General features: G+C 74.3%; 14 protein-coding genes. 9 read left to right on the top strand and 5 right to left on the bottom strand.

The features are described 5' to 3' along the window. Positions 1-595: 595 nt before the first annotated feature. On the bottom strand, positions 596-2,101 hold the full coding sequence (locus BIV23_RS35995; protein ID WP_071385163.1) for an IucA/IucC family protein: 1,506 nt from the start codon (positions 2,099-2,101) through the stop codon (positions 596-598). Between the two features lie 276 nt (positions 2,102-2,377). Between BIV23_RS35995 and BIV23_RS35990 the strand changes: the two genes are divergently transcribed. Genes BIV23_RS35990 through BIV23_RS35980 form a run of 3 tightly spaced genes read left to right on the top strand, consistent with a single transcriptional unit; the run spans position 2,378 to position 5,973 of the window. Further along, complete coding sequence (locus BIV23_RS35990; RefSeq protein WP_071385162.1) at positions 2,378-3,895, top strand: IucA/IucC family protein; 1,518 nt, start codon at positions 2,378-2,380, stop codon at positions 3,893-3,895. Positions 3,896-3,904: 9 nt separating this feature from the next. After that, complete coding sequence (locus tag BIV23_RS35985) at positions 3,905-5,167, top strand: VWA domain-containing protein (protein WP_071385161.1); 1,263 nt, start codon at positions 3,905-3,907, stop codon at positions 5,165-5,167. Continuing rightward, entirely contained in the window at positions 5,167-5,973 is an 807-nt protein-coding gene (locus BIV23_RS35980) for a hypothetical protein (protein WP_071385171.1), read from the top strand. Before BIV23_RS35985 ends, BIV23_RS35980 begins: the two co-directional genes overlap by 1 nt. Before the next feature lie 66 nt (positions 5,974-6,039). On the opposite strand, the gene BIV23_RS35975 is transcribed toward BIV23_RS35980, so the two are convergent. Next, complete coding sequence (locus BIV23_RS35975) at positions 6,040-6,678, bottom strand: winged helix-turn-helix transcriptional regulator (RefSeq protein WP_071385160.1); 639 nt, start codon at positions 6,676-6,678, stop codon at positions 6,040-6,042. Positions 6,679-6,759: 81 nt separating this feature from the next. Here BIV23_RS35975 and BIV23_RS35970 point away from each other — a divergent pair, with 81 nt between their 5' ends. The 5 genes from BIV23_RS35970 (at position 6,760) to BIV23_RS35950 (ending at position 11,846) form a co-directional block, all read left to right on the top strand. Then, on the top strand, positions 6,760-7,968 hold the full coding sequence (locus BIV23_RS35970; RefSeq protein ID WP_071385159.1) for a pyridoxal phosphate-dependent aminotransferase: 1,209 nt from the start codon (positions 6,760-6,762) through the stop codon (positions 7,966-7,968). Positions 7,969-8,163: 195 nt separating this feature from the next. Continuing rightward, positions 8,164-9,975 carry an FG-GAP-like repeat-containing protein gene (locus tag BIV23_RS35965; RefSeq protein WP_245790817.1) on the top strand — a complete coding sequence of 604 codons (1,812 nt, stop codon included), beginning with the start codon at positions 8,164-8,166 and terminating at the stop codon, positions 9,973-9,975. Between the two features lie 90 nt (positions 9,976-10,065). Continuing rightward, the gene (locus BIV23_RS35960; protein WP_071385158.1) at positions 10,066-10,665 is read left to right on the top strand and encodes a histidine phosphatase family protein; all 600 of its coding nucleotides are present in this window, start codon (positions 10,066-10,068) and stop codon (positions 10,663-10,665) included. Between the two features lie 69 nt (positions 10,666-10,734). Beyond that, positions 10,735-11,370 carry a hypothetical protein gene (locus tag BIV23_RS35955; RefSeq protein ID WP_071385157.1) on the top strand — a complete coding sequence of 212 codons (636 nt, stop codon included), beginning with the start codon at positions 10,735-10,737 and terminating at the stop codon, positions 11,368-11,370. 53 nt (positions 11,371-11,423) lie between these two features. Further along, entirely contained in the window at positions 11,424-11,846 is a 423-nt protein-coding gene (locus BIV23_RS35950; RefSeq protein ID WP_071385156.1) for an acyl-CoA thioesterase, read from the top strand. Between the two features lie 17 nt (positions 11,847-11,863). Here BIV23_RS35950 and BIV23_RS35945 read toward each other — a convergent pair whose 3' ends face one another. Then, positions 11,864-12,718 carry an NAD(P)H-binding protein gene (locus BIV23_RS35945; protein WP_071385169.1) on the bottom strand — a complete coding sequence of 285 codons (855 nt, stop codon included), beginning with the start codon at positions 12,716-12,718 and terminating at the stop codon, positions 11,864-11,866. A 96-nt stretch (positions 12,719-12,814) separates the two neighbouring features. Here BIV23_RS35945 and BIV23_RS35940 point away from each other — a divergent pair, with 96 nt between their 5' ends. Next, positions 12,815-13,612: an AraC family transcriptional regulator gene (locus BIV23_RS35940; RefSeq protein WP_071385155.1), complete on the top strand. Its 798-nt coding sequence runs from the start codon at positions 12,815-12,817 to the stop codon at positions 13,610-13,612. An 18-nt stretch (positions 13,613-13,630) separates the two neighbouring features. On the opposite strand, the gene BIV23_RS35935 is transcribed toward BIV23_RS35940, so the two are convergent. Further along, positions 13,631-15,010: a nucleobase:cation symporter-2 family protein gene (locus tag BIV23_RS35935; RefSeq protein WP_281250195.1), complete on the bottom strand. Its 1,380-nt coding sequence runs from the start codon at positions 15,008-15,010 to the stop codon at positions 13,631-13,633. 219 nt (positions 15,011-15,229) lie between these two features. After that, positions 15,230-16,615 carry an 8-oxoguanine deaminase gene (locus BIV23_RS35930; protein WP_071385154.1) on the bottom strand — a complete coding sequence of 462 codons (1,386 nt, stop codon included), beginning with the start codon at positions 16,613-16,615 and terminating at the stop codon, positions 15,230-15,232. Positions 16,616-16,683: the final 68 nt, after the last annotated feature.

The following is a 16,683-nucleotide window of genomic DNA, read 5'->3' as shown; positions in this document are numbered from 1 at the left end:
AGGCAGGCGAGGGGTCGGAGGGGGCGAGCGGCGTTTCGCGGTGGCGGGGTGGCGGGGCGGAGGCGGGCGGTAGGCGGCGGGCGGGTCGGGGTGGCGGGCCGGCAGGCCGGCAGGCCGAGGGCGAACGGCAAGCGGCGGCCGGGGGGACGGCGGGCGAATCGGGGCGAGGGCCGAGGGCGAGCGGCAGGCGGCGAATCGGGGAACAGGCGGCGGACCGCAGGGCAGCGGGCCGGAGGCGAACGACAGGCAGCGGGCCGCAGGCGTGCGGCCGGTCTGGGGCGGCGGGCCGCAGGCGCGGAGCAGACCGAGGGCGAACGGCAGGCAGCGGGCGGCAGTCGGGCAGCCGGAGGCGGGCAGCAGGCTGGGCGCGGCGGGCCGGAGCCGGACGGAGAACCGGGTGTCCGGGGCCCGACGGTCAAGTTCCAGCGGTCACGTCCCGGGAGTCAGGTCCAGCGGTCAAGCCCGGCAGTCGAACCCCGGCACTCAGGTCCCAGCGGTCAAGCCCCCGGCGATCAGGTCCCGGTCATCAGGTCCCGGTCATCAGGTCCCGGCAGCCGAGTCCCAACGGTCAGGTCCCCGTGGCAAGTCCCCGCGTTCACGTCCCGCGCAGCGGGTTCGGCAGCGGCAGGTAGCGGGCGTCGGCGCCGTTCGCGCCGGTCCAGCGCAGCAGCAGGTTGGTCTTGCCGGGCAGGGTGGGCGAGGCGAGCAGGGCGGGGATCTCCGGCAGGTCGTGCCGGGCGAGCTCGCGGCGGACGGCGGGCCAGGGGTCGAGGCCGGGATGGTGCTCGGCGAGGGCCGCGGCGATCTCGGTGAGGTGGTTGACCACCAGGCAGTACACCAGCCGTTCCCAGCCCGCGGCCCGGGTCACGTCCGGCAGCAGTTTGACGCCCTCGGCGTCCCGGAACAGCGCGGCCACGGGAAGCCCGGCCGCGTCCACGGCGACGAGGGTGTTCTGGAGGTGGGCCTCGACGACGACGCCGTGCGCGTCGAAGGCGGTGAGGGCGGGCGGCACGACCTGGCCCAGATACGCCTGCCACCAGGCGGCCGGGTCCGCCGCGGCGGCCAGCGGGCTGCCGTCGAAGCCCTCGGCGAGCCCGGCCGCGAGCAGCGGGATGGCGCCGGGCGGCAGGTGGTCGCGCAGTCCGTCGCGGACGAGGACCGCCAGTTCCTCGAAGGCGAAGGCGGCGGTGCGGTAGCCGCGGTCGCTCAGCCAGGCCGCGGGCCGGCCCACGGCCGCGAAGGCGTGCCGGGCGGCCGTGTCCGTGCGGCACATCCGGCGCAGGTCGTGGCGCCACAGCCGGCGGATGTCGTTGGTGATGCGGACGTCCAGGGAGAACTTCAGGAACAGATCACGGCGGGGCTCGTAGACCGTGCGGATGGCCGCCGTCGGCCAGGTGTCGAAGGCGGTGGTGCCGAGCCGGAGCAGGCGGCCGTCGGCGAAGGCCGGGGCGAGGTCGCGGGCGACGAGGTCGAGCTGCCAGGGGTGGGCGGGCAGCAGCCGGTAGCCGGGCGGGGCGGTGCCGAGAGCGTCCAGGGCGCGGGTGTCGCCCTCCTCGGCCACCTGGTCCTCGCGGACGGCGAGCAGCACGAGCGGGAAGCGGGCGTGCGCCTCGGGGGCGTAGGGCAGCCAGGACGCGACCGGGCCGCCGCCGCGCGCCTTGGGGGCCGGGTGGTGGGGGTGACCGGTGATCAGGGACTGCTCGGAGCGCAGATAGGGGTCGGCGGGCGGGGTCGCGACGGCGCGGGCGGCGAGGATCGCGGCGACCGCGTCCCGGCTGTCGACCATCTCGGCGGGCAGGTCACCGCCGGTCAGCCCGGTGTGTGGGCGCAGCTCCTCGGCGACCAGCTTGACCAGCTCGGTGTGCCCGACGGGACGCCAGGCGCCGTCGGCCCACACCTCGGGCCCGGCGGGCCGCCGCCCGGCGCGCACGCGCAACAGCCGCCCGCTCGGCAGCCGGTACACCGGCCGCGCACCGGGATCCGGGGGCGAGAGCGGCTCGGCGACCTCGCGCAGCAGGCAGTTGAGCAGGGGCGCGGCCGCGTACGCGTCGGCGAGGGAGCCGACGGCACCGGAGGGGGGTGTGAGGTCCACGCGATCCATTCGTTCCATGTCCGAGGGGGCCGGTCGTTCCTGTCCGGGGCCGGAAGGCCGGGACCGGACACCGCGACCGTCCGTCCATTGTCCGGCCGGGCGACGGGGCGGCGGGACCGGCCCGGGATGTCCGTCTCGTCGGTCCCGTGAAGGGGGCCCGCGTACAAGGATGTGGGATGTGTACGGGAGCCGGTCGTGATCAGTATGTCCGTCGTCCCGCACAATCGTGCCCCGAGCCCGAGCCCGAGCCCGCGACTCGCGTCCCGCCTCCCCGAGGAGCCGACCGTGCACCGACCCCCCGCCGCCGAGGCCGGGATCGCCGAGGAACTGGCCGTCGTACGGCCCGCCCTGCTGCCCCGGTACCGGGCGGAACTGCCGGGTGCCCGCGCCGCCGTGCTGACCCGGCTGTGGCGGGCGCTGGCCCATGAGCCGCTGCCGTGGATCACGGGCCGGACGCGCGGGGCGCACAGCCTGGCCCTGCGGCTCGCCGACGGCCGGACGCTGCATGGGCCGCACGCGGATCCGTACGCCACGAGCGCCTACGTCACCGGCGTCCGCCTCGACCGGGACCGGTACGCCGACCCGGCGGCCCTGATGACCGCGCTCGGGGTGTCGCACGCCGACGCCTTCGCCGCCGAACTGGCCCACAGCGTGGCCTCGTTGGCGCTGTCCCGGGCCGACGCGGATCACCCGAAGGAGTGGCCGGAACACGACTGGGAGTGGGAGCAGCGGGTGACCGACGGGCATCCGTACCACCCCAACTGCCGCTCCCGGCCCGGGTTCTCGGTCGCGGAGCAACTGGCGTACGGCCCGGAGCACCGCCCGGTGGTGGAGCTGGGCACGGTGGCGGTACCGGCGGACGCGTGCGAGGTGAGCGGCGCGTGGCCGCAGGAGCTCCGGGAGGGGGAGCGGCTGCTGGTTCCCGTACACCCCTGGCAGTCGGAGCACGTCCTCGGCCGTGCGAGCGCGCCCTGGCGGCCGGCGCGTCCCCTGCTCTCGCTGCGCACCCTCGCGCTGCCCGGCGGCGGTCCGCACGTGAAGACCGCGCTCAGTGCCCGGATCACCTCCTCGGTGCGGGACATCTCGGCGTACTCGGTCCGCTCCGCCGCGCCCCTGGGCGATCTCGCCGACCAACTGACCGCGCACACCGGGGGTCTGCTGCACATCACCCGCACGCTGGGCGCGGTCACGGCCGGCTCGCCCGACCTCGCGGCACTGCTGCGGGAGTCGCCCGAGAGGTACGCGGGCCCCGGAGAGCGGGTCGTTCCGGTGGCCGCCCTGCCCGCGACCGGTCTGCCCGACTCCCCCGGCTGGCTGGCCGCGTTCGCCCGCCTGGCGCTCACGGTGGGCCTGCGCGTCCTCGGCCTCGGGGTGGCCCTGGAGGCACACGGCCAGAACCTGCTGGCGGTCCTCGGGCCCGACGGCGCCCCCCGGCGGCTGGTCTACCGCGACCTGGCCGACATCCGGATCAGCCCCGCCCGCCTCACCGCCCACGGGCTCACCCCGCCCCCGCTCACCGGACGCCTCGTCACGGACGACGAAACCGCCCTGCGCCGCAAGCTGTTCGGCTCCCTGGTGGCGGGCGCCCTGGCCGCCACGGCGGGCTCGGCCGCGCCCCTCGCGGCGGCCCTGACCGCCGCGTTCCCCGCTCTCCCGGCCGGTGACGACCTGTCCGCCCTGCGCGAAGGCCCCGTTCCCGCCAAGGCGTTGACGCTGATGCGGCTGTCCCCGCGGACCCCGGGCGACCAGTGGACGGCGCTGCCCGACCCGCTCGTTTTGGAGACCGGCGCGTGTGATCAATAGGATCCGGCGATGATCAGAAGACAACGGCTGGCGGCGGGAGTCTGTGCTCTCCTCGCCGCCCTGGCGGCCGGGATGGCGTTCCCCGGCGCGGCTGAAGCCGACGAGACGCAGCCGAGTGCGCCGAAGGTCGAACTCGTGCTGGACGTCAGCGGTTCGATGCGGACACAGGACATCGACGGCGGCTCCCGGATGGCCGCCGCGAAGCAGGCGTTCGACGAGGTGCTGGACGCGACCCCGCAGGAGGTCCAGCTCGGCATCCGCACGCTGGGCGCCAACTACCGCGGCAACGACCGCCAGGAGGGCTGCAAGGACACCGCGCAGCTCTACCCGGTCGGCGCGCTGAACCGGACCGACGCGAAGACCGCGGTGGCCACGCTCCAGCCGACCGGCTGGACGCCGATCGGGCCCGCGCTGCTGAAGGCGGCGGACGACCTGAACGGCGGCAGCGGAACCCGCCGCATCGTCCTGATCACCGACGGCGAGGACACCTGCCAGCCGCTCGACCCGTGCGAGGTGGCCCGCGAGATAGCGGCCAAGGGCGTCGGCATGACCATCGACACCCTCGGCCTGGTACCGGACGCCAGGACCCGCGACCAGCTCAGCTGCATCGCGGACGCGACCGGCGGCACCTACACCGACGTACGGCACAAGGAGGAACTGAGCGGCCGGGTCGGGCAGTTGGTCCACCGGGCCGCCGATCCGGTGGTGACGCCGGTGGCCACCGAGGGCGCCGGGCAGTGCACGGACGCGCCGCAGCTGAAGTCCGGGCTGTTCACGGACCGCGCCGCGTTCGGGCAGCAGCGCTGGTACAAGGTCTCCGTCGAGCCCGGCCAGGAGCTGCGCGCCTCGGTGAGCGTGGCCGACGACCGCGCCGTGAACCCCGGTTACGGGGTGCTGCTGCGGGCGGTCACGCAGAGCGGCCGGGAGATCGTGCGCGGCGAGGCCGCCGGCACCGGCCGTACGGACGTCGTCTCCACCGGGCTGCGCTATCCGAAGCCGGCGAGCGACGACGACAACGCGCCCGCGGAGACCGTGTGTCTCCAGGTCAGCCACTCCTTCTCGGCCGCCGCGGGCGTCAAGACGACCCCCGGTCTGCCGCTGGAGCTGACCGTCGACGTCGTGGACGGGCCGTCCGGCCATCACGACGTGGCCTCCTTCGGCCTCGGGCGCGGCTGGTGGCTGCTCGGCGCGCTCGTGGTGATCGGTTTCGCGGCCGGTCTGCTGTGGGGCTGGCTGTCGCGCTGGCGGGTCGCGGTCTGGAGGACGAACTGATGCGTGCCACACGTGTGTTGAGCGCCGCGCTGCTGGCGCTGGGACTGGCCGCCGGTCCGGCCGCCGCCGACTCCTCGCCGAGCCCCTCGCCGACGGCGTCGCCCGACGGCTCGGCCCCCACGCAGGCGGGCACCTCGTTCCGTACGGCGACGGAGATGAAGCAGGGTCAGCCGGCCACCGCGTCCGGTTCGACCGGTGACTACCTGTACTGGTCGTTCCCGGCGGACGTCGGCCAGCGGCCCACCGTGAAGGCGACCGTGAAGCTGCCGCAGGCGCACGGCGCGCAGACCTGGCAGCTCGACGTGTACGACGGGCTGCGGCGCCGGCAGGCGTGCCAGTACGGCGCCGACCCCCGCACCGCCGCGCAGGACGCCTCCCAGGTCGAACTGGCCTGTGTGCTGCGCACGGTGCGCGGCTGGGCCGAGCCGTCGGCGAACGACCCGCTGCCGGGCACGTACTACGTCCGGCTCACCGTGGTGGACCTGGGCGCCACCGACCTCGGCCAGCCGGTGAGCGCCGAGGTGCGCGTCGACTCCAAGGACATCGGCGGTGCCGGAGCCGTGGACGGCTCGCTGGGCAGGCCGCTGGTGCCGGGGATCGCCGTCACGTCCGGGGAGAAGACGGACGGTGCGAAGACCGCGGTGCTCTCCAGCTTCGGGAAGAACGACGGCTGGTCCTCCGGCTGGTGGTCCGACCGCTGGGTGTGGACCGGGATCGGGGCCGTGCTCGCGGCTCTGGCCGGCATCGGCGGCTACGCGCTGACCCGGGGTTCGGGACGGCCGTCCCGGGTGCCGCCGGGCGTCTGAGCCCTACCGGCCCGATCCCCCTGGAGGACCTGAGGGCCTGCCGGTTCGGCAGGCCCTCCACGCTTCTCACGCCTCCCGCAGCGTCTTCGCGAGCGTGCCCTCGCCGGTCACCGCCACCCGCCCCGCCCGCACCGCCTCCGGCAGGCCCGTCGCCCCGCGCGCCACGGCCTCGCAGGTCGCCGCGTCCATCACCAGGCGCGCGTCGGCCCCGGCGGGGGCGGGACCGTCGCCGTACACCGGCCCCTCCCGCACACCCACCCGCAGATGGAACTCGCCCTCCTCCAGGCCGACTTCGACGATCCCCTCACCGGCGCCCGCCTCCCGCAGGGACCGCAGCAGCGGCAGGGCGAACCAGTGCGCGCGCACCGCGTCCGTCGGACGCCGCTCCCCCAGCTCGGCCGCGCCCCAGCCGCTGAGCGCCTGGAGCACCGGCAGCAACTCCCGTCCGCGCTCGGTGAGTTCGTACACCGAGGCCGCGCCGGGCGGGGGGAGCCGGCGGCGGGTGGCGAGGCCGCTCTGCTCCATGTCCTTCAGCCGGGAGGCGAGTACGTCCGTGCTGACGCCGGGCAGGTCCGCGTGCAGGTCCGTGTAGCGGCGGGGGCCGGCCAGCAGCTCCCGGACGACCAGCAGGGTCCAGCGGTCGCCGACGAGGTCGAGCGCACGGGCCGCGGAGCAGTACTGGTCGTAGCTTCGGCGAGGTGACATGCGACGCAGTCTAGACAAGATGTTGGACTTTCCAAGCTCCTACTTGGTAAAACCAAGCATCACGAGTTTCCGGAGGGGCGCATGGAGTTCCGGCAGTCGAACAAGCTCAGCGAGGTCTGCTACGAGATCCGCGGCCCGGTGATCGAGCACGCCAACGCGCTGGAGGAGGCGGGCCACAGCGTGCTGCGCCTGAACACCGGCAACCCCGCGGCCTTCGGCTTCGAGGCGCCCGAGGAGATCCTCCAGGACATGATCCGGATGCTGCCGCAGGCGCACGGCTACAGCGACTCGCGCGGCATCCTCTCCGCCCGCCGGTCGGTCGCCCAGCGCTACCAGAACCTGGGCCTGGACGTGGGCGTCGACGACGTCTTCCTCGGCAACGGCGTCTCGGAGCTGGTCTCCATGGCCGTGACCGCGCTGGTCGAGGACGGCGACGAGATCCTGATCCCCGCCCCGGACTTCCCGCTGTGGACGGCCGCCACGACCCTGGCCGGCGGCACGGCGGTCCACTACCTGTGCGACGAACAGGCCGACTGGAACCCGGACCTGGCCGACATGGCCGCCAAGATCACGGACCGCACGAAGGCCGTCGTGATCATCAACCCGAACAACCCGACCGGCGCGGTCTACCCCAGGGAGGTCGTCGAGGGCATCCTCGACCTCGCCCGCCGGCACGGCCTGATGGTGTTCGCCGACGAGATCTACGACCAGATCCTGTACGACGACGCCGTCCACCACTCGGCCGCGGCCCTCGCCCCCGACCTGGTCGTCCTCACCTTCTGCGGCCTGTCCAAGACGTACCGGGTGGCGGGCTTCCGCTCGGGCTGGCTGGTCGTCACCGGCCCCCGGCAGCACGCGAAGGACTACCTGGAGGGCCTGACGATGCTGGCCTCCATGCGGCTGTGCGCCAACGCGCCCGCGCAGTACGCCATCCAGGCCGCGCTCGGCGGCCGCCAGTCCATCCACGAACTGACCCGGCCCGGCGGACGGCTGTACGAGCAGCGGAACGTGGCCTGGGAGAAGCTCAACGAGATCCCCGGCGTGTCCTGCGTGAAGCCCAAGGGCGCGCTGTACGCCTTCGCCCGCCTCGACCCCAAGGTGCACAGGATCCACGACGACGAGAAGTTCGTCCTGGACCTGCTGCTGCGCGAGAAGATCCAGGTGGTCCAGGGCACCGGCTTCAACTGGCCCTCCCCCGACCACTTCCGCATCCTCACCCTGCCGTACGCGGAGGACCTGGAGGCGGCGATCGGACGCATCGGACGGTTCCTCGCCGGGTACCGGCAGTAGCCCGGGCGGACAGCGGCGGCAGCCCGGCGCGGCGGGGCCGCGGCGCGACCCCTGCCGTACGTCCGTGCGAAACCAGGGGGTTCATGGGAAGATCACCCGGCATGACCCGGGGGAGCTCCCGCGCGCCCGACCAGCGCCGCACCGCCGCTCGCCCCGATCCGGACCGAACAGGCCCCAGGGCCAGGGGGAGCACCATTGTTCTCGTACCGCGCACGCCGGGCGGCCGTCGCCGTCGTATGCCTCGCGGCCGTCGGGGGCCCGGTTCCCGCGGCGCGGGCCGACAGCGTGACGCCGCCGCCCGCGCCCGGACCCGCCGCCGGGCGCGAGGCCCGGGACGCCGCCCGGTTCTGGACCGCGCGACGCATGGCCGACGCCCCGCCGCTGGACGACGTCCGCACGGCCCCGACCGGGCCGGGGGCGGCGGCCGCGGCGGCGGGCCGGCCGCAGGGCACGCTGTTCCCGGGATCGCCCCTGGTCGGGACGTTCTTCGGGTCCGACGGGCCCGGCGGCACCACCTGGCACTGCACCGGCAGCGTGATGGACACCGCGACGCGCGGCATCGTCCTCACGGCGGCCCACTGCGCACTGAGCATGCGCGGCGACTACGTCTTCGTCCCGCAGTTCGTGAAGGGCGCCGGCCCCGACCAGCAGCCGTACGGCATCTTCCACATCCAGCACGTGTTCACCGACCCGCGGTACGTGCCCGACAAGGGGTCGACGACCACCAAGAAGCCCGCCTCCGACCTGGACACCGCATTCGCCCGGGTCTCGGCGAACCAGCGCGGCCAGAGCCTTCAGGACGCGGTCGGCGGCGGACTGACCTTCACCCGGGCGCCCGGGTACGCGAACCGGAACGTGACCGTGGTCGGCTACCCCTCCTACGGGCACAACAGCGCCGGACAGGCCGTCAAGTGCACCGTGCCGACCACCCAGTTGCCCGGCTTCCGGCAGATGTCGATGACCTGCGGCGGCTACTTCGGCGGGGTGTCCGGCAGCCCGTGGATCACCGACTACGCCGACAACGCGCGCACCGGACACGTCATCGGCAACCTCGGCGGCTACAACGGCGGCGGCAACGACGCGAACGTCGACTACGTCAGCTACGCCCCGGCGTTCGGCGACGATGCCGCACGCCTGCTCGACGCCGCGGTCGCCAACCAGGACCTGCGCGCCGACCTGCCGCCGTACCAGGGGCTCCGGGACCCGCTGCCCGGCGGCGGCGCCCGCTGGCGCGGGGCCGCGCTGCTGGCCTCCGGCGACTACACCGGCGACCGCCTGGGCGACCTGCTGACCGTCTGGTCCGACGGCGGGATCACCCTGCATCCCGGGGACGGCAAGGGCGGGTTCGGATCCGAGCGGCGGCTGCTGAAGGCCAACTCCACCTGGACGCACGCCCGCACCGTCACCGGCGGGGACTTCACCGGCGACGGCCGCGCCGACCTCCTGGTGCGCTGGTCCGACGGCGAGGCCACGCTGTACCCGGCCGTGGGTGCCGCCGGCCTGGGCCGGGAGGTACGGATGGCGCCGCCCCGCTCCGCCTGGCAGAACGCCGTGCAGATCACGTCCGGGCAGTTCGACGGCGGCAAGGGCGCGAGCGACCTGCTGGTGCGCTGGTCCGACGGCCGGCTGACCCTCTACACGGGTGTCGGCAGCGGTACCTTCGGCCCCGCCCGGCAGCTGCTGAAGGCGAACGGCACCTGGACCAAGGCCGCCCTGCTGAGCGGAGGGAGTCTCGGCGCCTCCGCGGGCTTCCTGGTGCGCTGGCCGGACGGCGCGCTGGACGCCTACTCGGGCACCTCGGCCGCCGGGCCCGGCACCCGCTCCCGGGTGCTCGGCCCGAACGGCACATGGACCCACGCACAGGTCATGACCACCGGGGACATGACGGCCGACCACAGGGCCGACGACCTGATCGTGCGCTGGTCCGACGGCGAGACCACGCTGTACGCCGACACCACCGCCAAGGCGCTCGGCACGGAGAACACCCTGGTCCGCTCCGGCGGCTGACGCGGCGAGGGGCCGTCTGGCGCAGTCCGTCCTGCGTACGGCGGTCCTGCTGTGCCACCGTGCTGGCAGGAGAGCGGGAAGGGCGCGCGCGTGAGTGACCTCTTTCTCGTCCGGCACGGCGAGACCGAGTGGTCGCGCTCCGGACGGCACACCGGCTGGACCGACGTACCCCTCACCGAGCACGGCCGGGAGGAGGCACGCCGGCTGGCTCCGCTGCTCCGCTCGCACCGGATCGGCGCGGCCTTCGTCAGCCCCCTCCAGCGGGCCCGGGAGACCGCCGAACTCATCGGCGTCCCCGACGCCCGGGTGGACACCGACCTGCGCGAATGGGACTACGGCGGCTACGAGGGCGTGACCACCGTGGAGATCCAGCGGACCCGGCCCGGCTGGTTCCTGTTCACGGACGGGGTCGCGCCGGGGCCGCCGGAGCACCCGGGCGAGACCCCGGAGCAGGTGGGCGAGCGCGCCGACCGGATGCTGGCCAGGGCCGACGCCGCGCTGTGCGACACCGAGGGGGCCGTCGTCCTGATCGCCCACGGTCACTTCCTGCGCGTCCTCACCGCCCGCCGCCTGGGCCTGCCGCCCCGGCAGGGCGCCCTCTTCCAGCTGGCGACGGGCACACTGTGCCGGCTGGGCTCGGAGCACGGCCGGCCGGTGGTGGCGGGGTGGAACATCCGCCCGCGGGAGTAGCGGGCGGCGGGCCGGGGCCCGCTGTCAGAGCCGCGCCGTACCCTGCACGCACAGGGAAGGAGGACGGCTGTGACCCGAGCGCCGAGTGCCGCGCAGCGGCGGGTGATCGACGGGGCCGACCCGGTCACGGGGCGGGTGCGGGGGACGGAGGCACAGCTCGCGGCGCTGGTGAGGCGCGGGCTCGTGTTCCGCCATCCGCGGCCGCCGCACGAGCACTTCCTGACCCCGGCGGGGCATCGGATACGGGAGGCGGCGCACGAGACGCCGGCTGCTGAACCGGTCGGGCAACCGGCCGCCGGCACGGGGGTGTTCGCGGCACGGGTCGGCAGCCCGGACGAGGCGGCCGGGGCGGGGCCGGAGCGGGCGCGGGAGGTGCACAGCGCGTGGCAGGGGCTGCTGGAGCTGCGCCGGATGACCAACGCCGACGGCGCGGTGGACCGGCCGTGCGACTGGGAGCGGGCCCATCTCGTGCGGGCCGCGGCGCTCGCTCTGGAGGCGGCCGGGCACCGTCCGGCGGGCGGACAGGCGGACGGCTACCGGGTGCGGGCGACCCCGCAGCCGGAGGCCGTCGCCGTGTACGCGCCGGACGCCCAGGCCCTGGCGGCCTGCGCGGCCACGCTGGAGCGCGCGGGCTGGCAGCCGGGCGAGTACACCGAGCCGCGGACCGGGACCCGGTATCTGCTGGCCTCGCCGCGCCGGGTGTGAGCGGCGTGCCAGGATCGACCGACCGCAACTGTGACCGCGAGGAAGGGCAGGCAGTGGCCGAACCGTTTTCCGTCCGTGTGACCGTCCGTGGCTACGAGACCGACACGCAGGGGCACCTCAACCAGTCCGTGTACCTCAACTACGCGGAGCACGCCCGCTGGTCGCTGCTCCAGGCGGCCGGGATCAGCCAGGCCCGGCTCGTGGGCCGGGGGGTGGGCCCGGTGGCGCTGGAGACGACCATCCGCTTCCGGCACGAACTGCTCGCCGGCGACGAGGTCGACGTGACCTGCGCGTTCGAGTGGAGCGGCGGCAAGACCTTCCGGATCGTGCAGGAGGTCCGCAAGACCGACGGCACTCTGGCGGCCGAGGTCAGCGCGGTGGGCGGGCTGCTGGATCTCACGGAGCGCAAGCTGGTGGCCGACCCGCGCACGGTGTTCAAGGAACTGACGACGGACCTCGCCCTGTTCGGCCTGTAGCCGCCGGGCCGTACCGTTCAGTCCGTGCCGAAGGCCGCCTTGTGGTCCTCGGCCCACTCCCGGAAGGTCCGGGCGGGCCGGCCCAGCACCTCGGGCACGTCCTCGGTGACGATCGCGTTGCGGCCGTCGCGCAGGTAGGCGACACCGGTCAGCACGCCCGCCAGCCGCGTGTCGTCGATCCCCCAGGCGGTGCGCAGGAATTCGGCCGTCTCGTCCGGCGTCAGGTCGCGGGTGGCGACCGGGCGGCCGAGGACCGCGGCGAGGGCGGCGGCCTGGTCCGGGACGCTGATCGCCGCCGGTCCGGTCAGGGTGTACGTCCGCCCGTGGTGCGCGTCCTCCAGCAGGGCCCGCACCGCCACCTCGGCGATGTCGCGCGGGTCGATCACGCCGGACGCCCCGTCGGCGGTCATGTTCGGCACCGGCTCGCCCCGCCGGACGGACTGGGCCCAGGCCAGCGTGTTCGTGGCGAACGACGACGGCCGCAGGACGGTCCATTCGGCGCCGCTCTCCCGGACGGCCCGCTCCCCCTCGCCGTGCCAGGCGGCGGAGGGACCGGCCGCGGAGTCGTCGGTGCCGATGGCGGAGAGCTTCACCAGCCGCCGCACCCCGGCCGCGCGGGCCGCCGCCACCAGCGCCGTGTCCTGGCCGGCACCGGGACCGGGCGGGCACACCAGGTACGCGGCCCGCGCCCCGGCCATCGCCACCGCGAGGGAGCCGGGGTCGGCGTAGTCCCCGCGGACCGTCTCCACCCCGGCGGGCAGCTGGGCCCGTCCCGGGTCGCGGGTCAGGGCGCGGACCTCCTCGCCGCGCGCGGTGAGCTGTCGTACGACCTCACTGCCGGTGGTGCCCGTGGCACCCGTCACCAGAATCATGCGGTCCACGATGAGCCGCGCGGGGCGCCGTTCTCTTGGAAATTCCGGCACGGTTCGCCCGCCCGCGAACGGGTGCGGCGCGCGTACGGTGGAGTGATGCCGAACGCCGTCGCCGTGCGGGTCCTCACCGTGCCCGAGGTGCTGCGCCCCTGGCTCTCCGGGGTGCGCACGCTGTCCCTGTCCGATGCCGAGCGCACCGAGGAGCCCTTCGTGCGGCTGCCCGCCGCGGTCACCAAGGTGGTGCTGCGGGTGACCGCGGGCGGGCGCCGCGACGTGCTCGCCGTCGGGCCGCGGGTGCGGGCCTCCTACCACGAGGGCAAGACCCGCCTGCAGTGTGTCGAGCTGCGCCTGGCGCCGGGCACGACCCGGCCGCTGCTCGGGGTCGCCGCGGCCGAACTGGCCGGCCGGGCCGTGCCGTTGGAGGAGTTGCCGGGAGCGATGCCGCGGCGGCTCGCGGCCGCGCTGCGCGGGCTGGACCCGCACGATCCGCTGCCGCGGCTCGCCGGGACGCTGCCCGGACCGCTGTCGGACGCCGCCGACCCCGCCCGTACGGCGCTGCTGCGGGCGGGGGTCGACGCGCTGTCGGTCCGGCCGGACCGGACGCCGGCGCGGGTGGGTGAGGCGGCCCGGGAACTCGCGGTCAGCGAGCGGCAGTTGCGCAAGCTGTTCACCGAGGGGGTCGGGGTCTCCCCCAAGCACTACACCCGCATCGACCGTGTCCGCACGATCGTCACCCGGGCCGGCGACGCCCCCTGGTCCCAGCTCGCCGCCGTCACCGGTTACTTCGACCAGTCGCACATGACGTCCGACTTCCGCGCCCTGATGGGGGTGCCGCCGCGCTCGTACTTCACCGGCCGGCTGCCGTCCCTGACGCCCTGCCAGGCGCGTGGGTGAGGACGAGCGCGGCGCCTGTCAGTGCGCGGGGCTGAGTTCCGCTCCCGCCTCCATCGGGTGGGTGACGTCCTCGGCCTCGCTGCCCTTGCCGAGGTGGTTGAAGAGGAGGTTGAGGATCACCGCCGTGACGCAGCCGGTGGAGATGCCCGAGTCCAGGACGATCCTCGCGGTCTCGGGGAAGGCGTGGTAGAAGCCGGGAGCGGTGATCGGGATGATGCCGACGGCGAGGGAGACGGCGACGATCAGGACGTTGTTGTCCTTCTCCAGGCCGGCCCGGACCAGGGTCTGGATGCCGCTCGCGGCGACCGAGCCGAACAGGACGACGCCGGCGCCGCCGAGGACGGGGCGGGGTACGACGGCGATCAGCGAGGCGGCCATCGGGCACAGGCCCATCAGGACCAGGAAGCCGCCGCCCACCGCGACCACGAAGCGGCTGCGGATCCGCGTCATGGCGACGAGGCCGATGTTCTGCGCGAACGCGCTGCACATGAAGCCGTTGAAGAACGGGCTGAGCGCGGAGCCGAGGGTGTCGGCGCGCAGGCCGGCCGCGATGACCTTCTCGTCGGAGGGGCGCTCGACGATCTCGCCGAGGGCCAGCATGTCGGCGGTGGACTCGGTCATGGAGACGACCATCACCACGCACATCGACAGGATGGCCGCGAGGTGGAAGGTGGGGGCGCCGAAGTGGAACGGGGTCGGGAAGCCGACGACGGCCGCCTTGGTGACGGGGGTGAAGTCGGTGACGCCGAACGGTATCGCGATGAGCGTGCCGAGGACCAGGCCGAGCAGGACCGCGATCTGTTTGACGAATCCCCGGGTGAAGCGGCGCAGGAGCAGGACGAGCAGCAGGGTGATGCCAGCGAGGGTGAGGTAGGTCGTCGAGCCGTAGTCGTGCGCGGCCGGGTTCGGGCCCTGGGCCCAGCCGAAGGCGACGGGCAGCAGGGAGACACCGATCAGAGTGATGACCGAGCCGGTGACGACGGGCGGGAAGAAGCGGACGGCCTTGCTGAAGAAGGGGGCGGCGAGGAAGCCGAGGAGACCGGCGACGATGACCGCGCCGAAGATCATCGGCAGGGCGTCGGACCTGTCCTTGGCGGAGACGGCGATGGCGGTCATCGGGGCGACTCCGGCGAAGGTGACGCCGTTGACGAAGGGCAGCCGGGCGCCGATCTTCCAGAAGCCGAGCGTCTGGAGGAAGGTGGCGAGCCCCGCCGTGAACAGGCAGGCCCCGGTGAGGAAGGTGAGGTCGGCGCCGGACAGGCCTACGGCCGCACCGACGATCAGGGGAGGTGCGACGACCCCCGCGTACATGGCGGCCACGTGCTGCAGGCCACTGGTCGCCATTTTCAGGGCGGGGAGTTTCTCGTCGACGGGATGGGCGGCGGATTGGGCGGCCACGGCGGCTCCTCCGGGCGGTTAACACGTCGTCGTCGACGTGGGTTTCAGGGAGGTGGTGCGTGTGGTCGTGCGGGACCGTGACGGGGGTGAACAGTGGGGGGTGGGTGACCGTTCCGGTGCGGGTGCGTCCGCACCCGCACCGGAACGGCTTCCGTGAACCCCGCTCGGGTTCACGGGCCCGGCCGGGAGCCGTCCCTCCTGGCCGGAGTCCGAAGGGGATCAGCCCTGGGCGGCGATCCGGGCGAGGCGCTGGGCCTCCTCGCGGGTGGAGCGGGCGATGGCGTCCTCGTCTACGGTGACCAGGCGGCCGTTGTCCACGATCTGCTCGCCGTTGACGAAGGACGCGGTGACCGGGGCCGCCGCGCCGAAGACCAGCGCGGTGACCGGGTCGGCGATGGAGGCGTGGGCGAGGGTGTCCATCCTCCACAGCACCACGTCGGCCAGCTTGCCCGGCTCCAGCGAGCCGATCTGGTCGGCGCGGCCGAGCACCCGGGCGCCGCCGTGGGTGCCGAGCCGCAACGCCTGGCGGGCGTTCAGCGCGGCCTCGCGGTGGGTGCCGAGGCGGTTGATCAGCAGGGCGTTGCGCAGTTCGGTGTGCAGCTCGCCGGACTCGTTGGACGCGGTGCCGTCGACGCCGAGGCCGACCGGGACGCCGGCCGCGAGCATGTCCGGGACCCGGGCGATCCCGGCGGCGAGGCGGGCGTTGGAGGACGGGCAGTGGGCGACACCGGTCCCCGTGCGGGCGAAGGCGGCGATGTCGGAGTCGTTCATGTGGACGCAGTGGGCCATCCACACGTCCTCGCCGAGCCAGCCGGTGGACTCGAAGTAGTCGGTCGGGCCCATGCCGAACAGCTCGTGGCAGAACTTCTCCTCCTCCACGGTCTCCGAGCCGTGGGTGTGCAGGCGTACGCCGAGACGGCGGGCCAACTCGGCACCCTGGCGAAGGAGTTCGGTGGAGACGGAGAACGGCGAGCAGGGGGCGACGGCCACCTGGGTCATGGCGTCGAAGGAGGCGTCGTGGTGCTGCTTGACGGTCTCCTCGGTGGCGGCGAGCGCACCCTCCAGCGTCTCGACGGCGAAGTCCGGCGGCAGGCCGCCGTCCTTCACGCTGCGGTCCATCGAGCCCCGGGCCAGCGTGAAGCGGACGCCCATCTCGGCGGCGGCCCGGATGATCGACCCGGACAGGTCGCCGGAGCCGTGCGGGAAGACGTAGTGGTGGTCCATGGCGGTGGTGACACCGCCGCGGGCCATCATGGCGAGGGAGCCCTGCGCGGCGGCGTACGTCATCCGCTCGTCGATGCGCGCCCAGGTGGGGTAGAGGGCGACGAGCCAGTTGAACAGGTTGTGGTCGGTGGCCAGGCCCCGGGTGATCCACTGGTAGAAGTGGTGGTGGGTGTTGACCAGGCCGGGCGTGGCGAGATGGCCGCTCGCGTCGATCCGGCGCACCACGTTCTCCAGGCCTGCGGGGGCCCGGCCCGCGCCGACCGACTCGATCCGGTTGCCGGCGAGGACGAGGTACCCGGAGGCGTACTCGGTGTCACCCGCGTCCACGGTCGCGATCGCGCAGTTCTCGATGACGATGCGCTGGGCTGCCGATGGTGCCATGGTGCTTCCCTGTCTTTCAGTGGCGGATTTCAGTGGCGGCCCGTGAACGGTGGGGTGTCCACGGGGAG

Origin of the sequence: Streptomyces monashensis (assembly GCF_001866665.1) — a bacterium.
GTDB lineage: Bacteria > Actinomycetota > Actinomycetes > Streptomycetales > Streptomycetaceae > Streptomyces > Streptomyces monashensis.
The sequence above is the reverse complement of the archived record's forward strand: the minus strand, read 5'-3'. Positions and strand labels throughout refer to the sequence as shown.

What these genes read in the sequence shown, in the direction of transcription:
- BIV23_RS35995 (WP_071385163.1), bottom strand. Translation starts at nt 2,101, where the DNA reads ATGGATCGCGTGGACCTCACACCCCCCTCCGGTGCCGTCGGCTCCCTC.
- BIV23_RS35970 (WP_071385159.1), top strand. Translation starts at nt 6,760, where the DNA reads ATGGAGTTCCGGCAGTCGAACAAGCTCAGCGAGGTCTGCTACGAGATC.
- BIV23_RS35985 (WP_071385161.1), top strand. Translation starts at nt 3,905, where the DNA reads ATGATCAGAAGACAACGGCTGGCGGCGGGAGTCTGTGCTCTCCTCGCC.
- BIV23_RS35945 (WP_071385169.1), bottom strand. Translation starts at nt 12,718, where the DNA reads ATGATTCTGGTGACGGGTGCCACGGGCACCACCGGCAGTGAGGTCGTA.
- BIV23_RS35975 (WP_071385160.1), bottom strand. Translation starts at nt 6,678, where the DNA reads ATGTCACCTCGCCGAAGCTACGACCAGTACTGCTCCGCGGCCCGTGCG.
- BIV23_RS35930 (WP_071385154.1), bottom strand. Translation starts at nt 16,615, where the DNA reads ATGGCACCATCGGCAGCCCAGCGCATCGTCATCGAGAACTGCGCGATC.
- BIV23_RS35980 (WP_071385171.1), top strand. Translation starts at nt 5,167, where the DNA reads ATGCGTGCCACACGTGTGTTGAGCGCCGCGCTGCTGGCGCTGGGACTG.
- BIV23_RS35940 (WP_071385155.1), top strand. Translation starts at nt 12,815, where the DNA reads ATGCCGAACGCCGTCGCCGTGCGGGTCCTCACCGTGCCCGAGGTGCTG.